Origin of the sequence: Aquimonas voraii, assembly GCF_900101825.1 — a bacterium.
Lineage (GTDB): Bacteria > Pseudomonadota > Gammaproteobacteria > Xanthomonadales > Xanthomonadaceae > Aquimonas > Aquimonas voraii.
This window is the reverse complement of sequence record NZ_FNAG01000003.1, coordinates 286,798-296,209: the sequence shown is the minus strand read 5'-3', so window position 1 is coordinate 296,209 and position 9,412 is coordinate 286,798. Positions and strand designations below refer to the sequence as shown.

Here is a 9,412-nt window from a genome sequence, read left to right as displayed (position 1 = left end):
CGCGCAAACGCGCCGTCTGCCTTCGGCCCCGGCCCTCGCGCACAGCGCTCGGGCGTTCGACGGCGCGCGCGGCATGCCGCGCAAACGCGCCGTCTCACCCCACCAGTCCTTCGGCTTTGATGCGGCGGATTTCGTCGCGGATCTTGCCGGCTTCCTCGAATTCGAGGTCCTTGGCGTGCTTGTACATCTGCGCTTCGAGCTTCTTCAGCACGGCGCCGATCTGCTCGGGGTTCATCTGCCGGTAGTCGTCGCGCTGTTCGGCCACGCGGCGCTCGCTGGCGGTGGTGCGGCCGCGGCTCTTCTTGGCTTCCGCCGGCTCGCTGCGCGCGCCCTCCATGACGTCGTTGATGCGCGAGACGATGGTCTTGGGCGTGATGCCGTGCTCGGCGTTGTAGGCGATCTGCTTCTCGCGGCGGCGCGCGGTCTCGCCCATCGCGGCTTCCATCGAGCCGGTGATGCGGTCGGCATAGAGGATGGCCTTGCCGCGCACGTTGCGGGCCGCGCGGCCGATGGTCTGGATGAGCGAAGGCGCCGAGCGCAGATAGCCCTCCTTGTCGGCATCGAGGATCGCCACCAGCGAGACCTCGGGCATGTCCAAACCTTCGCGCAGCAGGTTGATGCCGACCAGCACGTCGAACACGCCGAGGCGCAGGTCGCGGATGATCTCCATGCGCTCGACGGTGTCGACGTCGGCGTGCAGGTAGCGCACCTTGACCCCGTGCTCGCCAAGGTACTCGGTGAGGTTCTCGGCCATGCGCTTGGTCAGCGTGGTGACCAGCACGCGGTCGCCCCAGCCAACCCGCTCGTGGATCTCGGAGAGCAGGTCGTCGACCTGGGTGCGCACCGGCCGCACTTCGACTTCCGGATCCACCAGACCGGTCGGCCGCACCACCAGCTCGACGATGTGGCCGTGCGACTTCTCCAGCTCGTACTTGGCCGGCGTGGCCGAGACGAAGATGCTGCGCGGCGCGCGCCGCTCCCACTCCTCGAACTTGAGCGGACGGTTGTCCAGCGCGCTGGGAAGGCGGAAGCCGTACTCCACCAGGGTTTCCTTGCGCGCGCGATCGCCCTTGTACATACCGCCGATCTGCGGAACGGTGACATGCGATTCGTCAACCACCAGCAGCGCATCCGGCGGCAGGTAGTCGAACAGGCAGGGCGGGGCCTCGCCGGGCATGCGCCCGGTCAGGTGCCGGGAGTAGTTCTCGATGCCCTGGCAGTAGCCGATCTCGCCCATCATTTCCAGATCAAAGGTGGTGCGCTGCTGCAGGCGCTGCGCCTCCAGCAGCTTGTTGTTGGCGTAGAACCACTCCAGCCGGTCGGCGAGCTCGACCTTGATCGCCTCCATGGCCTCCAGCACGGTGCGCCGCGTGGTGACGTAATGGGTCTTGGGATAGATGGTGTAGCGCGGGATGCGCCGCTGGACCTCGCCGGTCAGCGGGTCGAACAGGGCGATCTGCTCGATCTCGCCATCGAACAACTCGATGCGCACCGCCTCGCTGTCGCTTTCGGCCGGATGCACATCGATGACCTCGCCGCGTACGCGATAGGTACCGCGGCGCAGGTCGAACTCGTTGCGGGTGTACTGCAGTTCGGTCAGGCGGCGGATCAGCTCGCGCTGGTCAATACGCTCGCCGCGCACCATGTGCAGCACCATCTGGAAGTACTCGTTGGGGTCGCCGAGGCCGTAGATCGCCGACACCGAGGCGACGATCAGCGCGTCACGGCGCTCCAGCAGGGCCTTGGTGGCCGACAGGCGCATCTGCTCGATGTGCTCGTTGATCGAGCTGTCCTTCTCGATGAAGGTGTCGCTGGCGACGACATAAGCCTCGGGCTGGTAGTAGTCGTAGTAGCTGACGAAGTACTCAACCGCGTTGTTCGGGAAGAACTGCTTGAACTCGCCGTAGAGCTGGGCCGCCAGAGTCTTGTTCGGCGCCAGCACCAGGGTCGGCTTCTGGATCTGCGCGATGACGTTGGCGATGGTGTAGGTCTTGCCCGAGCCGGTCACGCCCAGCAGGGTCTGGTGTGCCAGTCCATCCTCGAAGCCCTCGACCAGGCGCGCGATCGCCAGCGGCTGATCGCCTGAGGGCTGATAGGGCGAGACGAGTTCGAAGGGAATGTTGGCGGCTTCTGGACGGGTCATGGGTCTCGGGCTGGATCGGGAATCGGGAATCGGGAATCGGGAATCGGGAATCGGCCGAGGCTGGGCGCTGCACGCAAATCGCGCAAGTCTGGGTCGTTGATGCTGACACGGTACTGACAGCAGCGTGAGGCGCGCGGGAGGCCCCGGGCCTGCGAGCACTCCACGGCCCGCATGGGCAGAACTCCTACCCTCCACCGGAGCGGCTTCCGATTCCGCCAAAGCGCGCGCCTGCCGAGACTGTCTCCACGTCGTACGCGGCCCTTTCGCCGCCGACGCCTTGGGGGACTGTCCTATGCGTATCGGCTTCGCGTATCGCTCGATCCGGGGCTTCAGCCTGATCGAGCTTTTCATGAGCTTGGCGGTGGCGGGGGTGCTGGTCGGCATCGCCTTGCCCGGCTTCCAGCAGCTGCAGGAGCGGCAGCGCTTCGTCGCCACCCAGCACGGCCTGATGAGCGGCTTCCACCAAGCCCGCACCCTGGCCGTGACCCGCGGGCTGCCAGCGGCGATCTGCCCCAGTGCCGACGGCCTCAGCTGCCGCAGCGGCGGCGTTTGGGACCAGGGCTGGCTGGTCTTTGTTGATGCCAATCGCAACGGCCGGCGTGACGCCAACGAGAGCGTCGAGCGCACGCACCTCGACCCCACGCCCACGCTGCGCATCCGCAGCAGCGCGCAGCGACCGATGGCGGTGTTCCGGCCCAACGGCGGCAGCGGCGCCAGCAACCTGAGCCTGCGCCTCTGCAGCGAAGACGGACGCCTGCTCGGCGCTCTGGTGCTGAACAACACGGGACGCCTGCGGCAGGCGCGGCCGGAAACCATCAACGGTGGCTGCACGTGAGCGCGTGTGAACAGCCCAGCGCCTGCCGAATTCTGGGTTGCACGCCGCCGGGCGGCATTTCAGGCCGAGGGCTTGACCGCGGCCGCAGACTGACTACAATGCGCGGCTCTGTTCCCGAGTAGCTCAGCCGGTTAGAGCATCTGACTGTTAATCAGAGGGTCGCCCGTTCGAGTCGGGCCTCGGGAGCCACCATTCACAAAGGCCGGAACGCAAGTTCCGGCCTTTGTTCTTTCTGGCCTGTCGATCGCGCGAGCCGCTGCTGCCCATGATCGCCTTCCGCAACCTCGCGCTCCGCCGCGGCGAACGCCTGCTCATCTCCGGCCTCGACGCCGCCCTGCACGCCGGCTGGCGGGTGGGCGTGATCGGGCGCAACGGCTGCGGCAAGTCGACCCTGTTCGCCGCCATCCAGGGCGAGCTGGAGCCCGATGCCGGCGACATCGACCTGCCCGGCGGCCTGCGCATGGCGGCGGTCGCACAGGAAACCCCATCCCTGCCAGACCCCGCGCTCGACTTTGTGCTGGGCGGTGACCGGCCCGTCGCGGACGCTCTGCGTGCCGCCAGCGAGGCCGAAGCCCGCGGCGACCATGAGACCGCGGCGACCGCGCACCAGCGCATCGAGGAGCTCGGCGGCTACGACGCCCGCGCGCGCGCGGGTCGCCTGCTGCACGGGCTCGGCTTTCCTGCCGATACCCACGAGCGGCCGGTCGCGAGCTTCTCCGGCGGTTGGCGCGTGCGCCTGAACCTGGCGCGCACCCTGATGACACCCGCCGACCTGCTGCTGCTCGACGAGCCGACCAATCATCTCGATCTCGACGCCGTGCTGTGGCTGGAGGAATGGCTGAAGCGTTTCGCCGGCACCGTGCTGGTGATCTCGCACGACCGCGAGTTCCTCGACGGCATCGCCACCCACACACTGCACCTGCACGGCGGCACCGGTCGCCTGTACAGCGGCGACTACACCAGCTTCGAACGCCAGCGCGCCGAGCAGCTGCGCCAGCAGCAGATCGCCTTTGAACGCGAACAGGCCGAGCGCGCCAAGCTCAAGGCCTTTATCGACCGCTTCAAAGCCAAGGCCAGCAAGGCCAAGCAGGCGCAGTCGCGGGTCAAGCGGCTGGAGAAGCTGGCCGGCACGGAGGCTGTACGCGCCGAGCGCGGTTTCGAGTTCAGCTTCGCCGAGCCGGCCAAGCTGCCCACGCCCCTGCTGCGCCTGGACCAAGTGGACGCCGGCTACGGCGAGACCACCATCCTGCGCGGAGTGAAGTTCAGCCTGGAGCCCGGCGACCGCATCGGCCTGCTCGGCCGCAACGGCGCCGGCAAGTCGACCCTGGTCAAGAATCTCGCTGCCGAGATTGCCCCCCTCAAGGGCGAACGCGCGGCCCACCTCGAACTCAACATCGGCTACTTCAGCCAGCACACGGTCGAGCAGCTCACCGAAGGCCACAGCCCCCTGCAGCACTTGGCGGAGATCGCGCCGGGCATCGGCGAGGCCCAGCTGCGCGCCTACCTGGGCGGCTGGAACTTCGCCGGCGACCGCGTGTTCGAGCCGGTCGACGGCTTCTCCGGCGGCGAGCGCGCGCGCCTCGCTCTGGCCCTGATCGCCTGGCGCAAGCCCAACCTGCTGCTGCTCGACGAGCCCACCAACCACCTCGACCTCGACATGCGCGAGGCCCTGGCCGATGCGCTGGCCGAGTTCCCGGGCGCGATCCTGCTGGTCAGCCACGACCGCCATCTGCTGGGTCTGGTCTGCGACAGCTGGTGGCGGGTCGCCGACGGCCAGGTCGCGCCCTTCGAGGGCGACCTGGACGACTACGCGGCCTGGCTGCGCAAGGGCGCCTCGGCGATCACCGCCGCCGCTGCCAAGCCCACCGAGACCGAGGTCGAGTCGAGCGAGTCGAAGGCAGACCGCCGCCGCAGCGCCGCCGAGCAGCGCGAGCGCGAGAAACCGCTGCGCAACCGTATCAAGGCCATCGAGACGCGTCTCGACAAGATCGGCCGCGAGCTGGTCGAGATCGACACCCGCCTCGCCGACCCGACGCTCTATGCCGGCGACAAGGCCGAGATCCAGAAGCTGGTGCAGCTGCAGGGCAAGCTGCGCGGTGAACGCGATGCACTTGAAGAAGAGTGGCTGACGGTGCAGGACGCGCTGGGCTGAACCAGCCCGCCCTCGCAGGCACTTGAAATGCAGCCTGTTGGACCGGCCATGGACGGCCCGAGCGACGAATCGAGCGAGTAAGCGCTTGATTCGTCCTGAGGCGGTACGGACCTGCGCCGAACCGCCGAATCGAAAAACGCCCGGGATGGGCGTTTTTCGACACGCTGCTGGTGCGGCCGCCCAGGCTTCAGTGCGCCTAGTTTCGACAAGCGCGAAGGCTGTCCGCGCCGCCGGCCGCAGACGGCTTGCGACGCACTAGCCTGCAGTCGCGTCGCGCTGCAGCCGCCACACCCAGGCCGGCGGCAGATTCCACGGCACCCAACGCATGCGCTCGGCGCGCAGACCCAGACGCGCCCGGATCGACGCAGGCACCGGGCAGCGCCATCCGTAGCTGAATTGAACAAAGCGCAGATCCGACCGGCAGCAATCGAGCACGGCGCGCAGGATGGCCTCGATCTGCGCCTCGCCCATCGCACGCAGCGGCAGGCCCGACAGTGCGGTGGCGGGCGCGTCCGCAAATTGTTCGGGCCGCAGCTGCGCGGCATCGCACTCCAGCACCTGAACCCCAGGCAGCTGAGCGCGCAGGCCTGAGGCAAACTCGGGCAGACGCTCGACGACGTGCAGCGCGCGCGGTGCCACGCCGGCCCCCAGCAGGGCGCGCGTGAACACGCCGGTCCCGGCACCCAGCTCCAGCACCGGGCCTTCGAGCGGTTGTGCTGCGCTGAGCATGGCCGCTGCCAGGGCCGGGCTGGAGGGCGCGATGGCCCCAACGATGCGCGGGTGACGCAGCATGCGTGCGAGGAAGGCGCGCCATTCTCCCGTGGCCTTCATCCGAGCGCGGGGGGCGTTCGCGCGAAGTGCGCTGTGCTGATCCATCTGCAGTCCTTGCCTTGGGCCGCGCCAGTCGCGGCAGGACAAGGCTGCGTTGCCTGCCTCAAGCGAGGCTCAAGGCAGAGCCCCGTCGCGGTCTTCGAATGTCGTGTTGGATCCGCCGAAGCGTGACTCGCGGCGGCGGGAGCGCGACCGGCGCCCACACGTCTCGGCTTGGTTTGTGGTGCAGCGTCACTCGAAGTGGCAGGACGCGCGCATCGCGCGCCTCGATTTCACTGCAGACCCTCAAGACCTTGAACAGCCGCAGATCACACGCCCGGCGTTCTCGACACAGGGGCGAGGATGAGCCTTGCCCCGTCGCGATCGAAGCGCGCTTCCAGGGTCCAGCCAATCTTGGCCAGGAGCCGACGGGCGAGTTCCAGGCCCAGGCCGAAGCCCGAGTGACTTTCTTCAGCATGCATCGCGTTGCGGAACTCGATCCGCTCCGCATCCACGCTGATCTCGATCGCACCCGGCGCGCCGTGCTGGATCGCATTGATCAGCAGATTGCCGAGCACCGCCTCGATGGCTGCCGGCGGCAGGGCCCAGCGCAGGTCCGCATCGCCGCCGATCACGATGTGCTGGCCACGCCGCTCGGCGAGCGCAGCGAACTCTTCGACCAGCATCGACAGGAACGGCTCCACGTCGAGCGCTTCGGCGACCGGCGTCGACTCGCCCAGCCAGAGCACCGCCGCGCTGGCCCGCTCAAGCCGCTGCAGGGCGCGACGCAGGCGTGCCTCGGCGGCGGATTCGATCTGTTCGCCCATCGCCTCCATGGCCAGCCGCGCGCTCTGCAGCGGCGTGCGCAGCTCATGGGCGATGAAGCGCAGGGTCTCCTCCTCGCGCTGCAGGGCGGCCAGCCGCGCCTCCAGCGACTGCGCCAGCGCCTGTCCAAAACGCTGGAACTCCTCGACTGGCTGCGCATCGGCAGCAGCGCGCAAGGACTCCACGCTGGGCTCGCGCTCGATCGCGTCGAGCAGACTGCCAGCGGCGCCCTCGATACGGCGGACGAAGCGCCGCGCCAGCCAGGCCGCCTGCAGCAGGATCAGCACCAGAAGCAGGCCGAGCACGGGCGCGGCGCGCACCGCGGCGGATGTCACTCGCAGCTCGTCCTGGGCTTCGAACACCAGAAAGCGCGGCCCGCGCTCATCCGGCGGCAACGCGCGCACGTGGATGTAGCGGTCGCTGTCGATGCGGAGTTCGCGAACGTGGAAGGCGAAGGGGTCGTAGTCGCGCGCTGCCAGGTGCTCGATCTGCGCTCGGACCGAGGCTGGGATCTCATCCAGGCGCTTCAGCTCCACTTGGGGCAGGCGCGGACGTTCACCGTGAAAGGCGCGCTCGGCCTCGCGCAGACGCGCGTCGATGAAGCTGTCCTCGAGCACATAAAGCGCCACCAGCGCCAGCATGAACAGGCCGACCAGCAGGGCACCGGCGAACAGCGCCCACTGCAGGCCGAGCACGCGCCGCAGTGAGCGCGGCTTCATGGGCGTCCTCCAAAGCGCACGCCCAGGCCGCGCTCGCTGTGGATCGGTGCCTGCCCGAAGGTCTCGCGCAGCACTCGCCGCAGTGCGTACAGATGGGTGCGAAGGTCATCGTCCTCGCCGGCTTCGCCCCACAGCGCTTCGCCCAGCTCAGCGCGGCTGACGCAGCCTGGGCTGGCCTGCAGCAGGCAGCGCAGCAGTCGGGCCGCAGACGCCGAAAGCTGCAGCTGCGTGCCGGCGCGCTCGAGCAAGCCGCGCTGCGGGTCGAGCCGCCAATCGTCGACCACGATCCAGCCGCCGGCACGCGCAGGTACATGTTTCGCGAGAGCGCGAACGCGAGCGACCAGCTCGGCCGGCTCGAAGGGCTTGATCACATAGTCGACCGCGCCGGCTTCGAAACCGGCCAACCGATCGGCGAGCGCGCCGCGCGCGGTCAGGAACAGCACCGGCGCGCTGTCGGGCTGCAGCGCCTTCAAGCGCCGACAGAGGCTGAAGCCGTCCTCGCCGGGCAGCTGCACGTCGAACAGCCAGAGGTCGAAACGCGCCTCCAGCAGGCGCGCCTGCGCCTCGCGCGCGTTGTAGGCGTGCTCGGCCGCGATGCCGCGCGCTTCGAAGTAGTCAACCAGGCCTGCGGCGATATCGAGATCATCCTCGACCAGCAGCACCCGCAGGCGTTCGGGCCGACACTCAGACATGCGCAGGCGCTCCGTTGGGCGCTCAGACACGCGCCAAGCGCATCAGATCGAACATGCGCTTGTACTCGCCGCGCATCGAAGCGATGAGGCCGTGCATCAGCAGCAGGCGATTGTCGACCGGCCCGAGCCCCGGCTTGGCGGCGCGCGCGGCGTCGTAGCCTTCGACGTGCAGGCGATGCAGCAGATCGACCGCGCGCTCCTCGCTGCTGCGCGGGCGCGCGACGGGCTCCGCGCCCAGCGCGCGCACCGTCGCCTCGGCCAGGGCCCAGGTCGACCACGGGTTCTGACCCGTCAGCACGCGACCATCGACCACCACATGCTCGAGGTACATCGGCGCCTCGCTGAACTCGCCCTCATCGGCCAGCGCATCCTGCAGCAGAAAGCCCAGTCGCTGCACGGGGTCCTCCATCAGGAAATACTCCTCGGCGTTGCTGAATCCAGTGACGCGACGGCCTTGCAGCAGGGTCTTCCCAGGTGCGATCTCGACGCCGAGCAACGCCGCCGGGCCGTGGCAGACGGCACTGATCACGCCACCGCGGGTGTAGACCTCGGCAAGGATGCGCTGCAGCGCTTCGTTGCCGTGCAGATCCAGCATCGCGCCCTTGCCACCGACCACATACACCGCGTCGTAGCGGGTCGGATCGACCGCATCGAGGCGCAGCGTCGCCTCCATCGCAGCGCGCGTGCGCGGCTCGTTGAGGAAGGCGTAATCGGCATCGACCGCATCATCGGTATCGACCACCTTGGGCGGCGCGCCGCCTGCCGGGCTGGCGAGTTCGACCTCGAAACCCGCGGCCTCGAACACCCACCAGGCGCGCGAGAGCTCGGTGAGCTCGAAGCCTGCCCGCCCGGAACCGCCCAAGGTGCGCTCGACGCTCGTCAGCACGGCAAGGATGCGGCCGCGCGCAGGCGCTGGGTCGGCGGGCAGCCAGTGGAGGTCCGCGCTTGTGGCCTGCGGGTTGGCCACGCTGTGGCTGAAATCGATGCCCGCCCACCAGACCCACAGCCCCAATACCAGCAGCAGCGGCAAAGACCCCAGACCCATCGCCCACCGCACCCATCGCTTGCGCCACATGCTCGAGCCTCCGCCGTTGATCCAATGGCGTCAGCGTGGGGGGCTTGTCTCAAGCGGGGCTCAACACTTTGGTTGGGATTGGGGATTGGGGATTGGGTGTTCGGGATTTGGGATTTGGGATCGGCCGCAGCGTCGCAAGCCACCGAAGCGAGCCCCTCTCC

7 protein-coding genes and 1 tRNA gene are annotated in these 9,412 nt (G+C 68.7%); 3 read left to right on the top strand and 5 right to left on the bottom strand.

Going from position 1 to position 9,412, the window contains the following annotated elements:
* Positions 1-94: 94 nt before the first annotated feature.
* Positions 95-2,143 carry an excinuclease ABC subunit UvrB gene (uvrB, locus tag BLP83_RS08805; RefSeq protein WP_091241455.1) on the bottom strand — a complete coding sequence of 683 codons (2,049 nt, stop codon included), beginning with the start codon at positions 2,141-2,143 and terminating at the stop codon, positions 95-97.
* 292 nt (positions 2,144-2,435) lie between these two features.
* Here uvrB and BLP83_RS08800 point away from each other — a divergent pair, with 292 nt between their 5' ends.
* From BLP83_RS08800 to BLP83_RS08790, 3 genes are all read left to right on the top strand, one after another.
* Positions 2,436-2,978, top strand: a complete 543-nt coding sequence (locus BLP83_RS08800; protein WP_091241453.1) for a GspH/FimT family pseudopilin — start codon at positions 2,436-2,438, stop codon at positions 2,976-2,978.
* A 112-nt stretch (positions 2,979-3,090) separates the two neighbouring features.
* A tRNA-Asn gene (locus BLP83_RS08795) sits at positions 3,091-3,167 on the top strand.
* A 76-nt stretch (positions 3,168-3,243) separates the two neighbouring features.
* Complete coding sequence (locus tag BLP83_RS08790) at positions 3,244-5,130, top strand: ABC-F family ATP-binding cassette domain-containing protein (protein ID WP_091241502.1); 1,887 nt, start codon at positions 3,244-3,246, stop codon at positions 5,128-5,130.
* Between the two features lie 255 nt (positions 5,131-5,385).
* On the opposite strand, the gene BLP83_RS08785 is transcribed toward BLP83_RS08790, so the two are convergent.
* The 4 genes from BLP83_RS08785 to BLP83_RS08770 all read right to left on the bottom strand — a co-directional run bounded on the left by BLP83_RS08785 (position 5,386) and on the right by BLP83_RS08770 (position 9,251).
* Complete coding sequence (locus tag BLP83_RS08785; protein ID WP_091241450.1) at positions 5,386-5,961, bottom strand: class I SAM-dependent methyltransferase; 576 nt, start codon at positions 5,959-5,961, stop codon at positions 5,386-5,388.
* A gap of 308 nt (positions 5,962-6,269) precedes the next feature.
* The gene (locus BLP83_RS08780) at positions 6,270-7,484 is read right to left on the bottom strand and encodes a sensor histidine kinase (RefSeq protein ID WP_091241447.1); all 1,215 of its coding nucleotides are present in this window, start codon (positions 7,482-7,484) and stop codon (positions 6,270-6,272) included.
* The gene (locus BLP83_RS08775; RefSeq protein ID WP_091241445.1) at positions 7,481-8,176 is read right to left on the bottom strand and encodes a response regulator transcription factor; all 696 of its coding nucleotides are present in this window, start codon (positions 8,174-8,176) and stop codon (positions 7,481-7,483) included. The genes BLP83_RS08780 and BLP83_RS08775 overlap by 4 nt, the downstream gene beginning before the upstream one ends.
* Positions 8,177-8,198: 22 nt before the next feature.
* Positions 8,199-9,251 carry a type 1 glutamine amidotransferase domain-containing protein gene (locus BLP83_RS08770; RefSeq protein WP_091241443.1) on the bottom strand — a complete coding sequence of 351 codons (1,053 nt, stop codon included), beginning with the start codon at positions 9,249-9,251 and terminating at the stop codon, positions 8,199-8,201.
* Positions 9,252-9,412 lie beyond the last annotated feature (161 nt).

Coding starts and splice junctions, on each gene's coding strand:
- uvrB (WP_091241455.1), bottom strand. CDS start 2,143: ATGACCCGTCCAGAAGCCGCCAACATTCCCTTCGAACTCGTCTCGCCC.
- BLP83_RS08800 (WP_091241453.1), top strand. CDS start 2,436: ATGCGTATCGGCTTCGCGTATCGCTCGATCCGGGGCTTCAGCCTGATC.
- BLP83_RS08790 (WP_091241502.1), top strand. CDS start 3,244: ATGATCGCCTTCCGCAACCTCGCGCTCCGCCGCGGCGAACGCCTGCTC.
- BLP83_RS08785 (WP_091241450.1), bottom strand. CDS start 5,961: ATGAAGGCCACGGGAGAATGGCGCGCCTTCCTCGCACGCATGCTGCGT.
- BLP83_RS08780 (WP_091241447.1), bottom strand. CDS start 7,484: ATGAAGCCGCGCTCACTGCGGCGCGTGCTCGGCCTGCAGTGGGCGCTG.
- BLP83_RS08775 (WP_091241445.1), bottom strand. CDS start 8,176: ATGTCTGAGTGTCGGCCCGAACGCCTGCGGGTGCTGCTGGTCGAGGAT.
- BLP83_RS08770 (WP_091241443.1), bottom strand. CDS start 9,251: ATGTGGCGCAAGCGATGGGTGCGGTGGGCGATGGGTCTGGGGTCTTTG.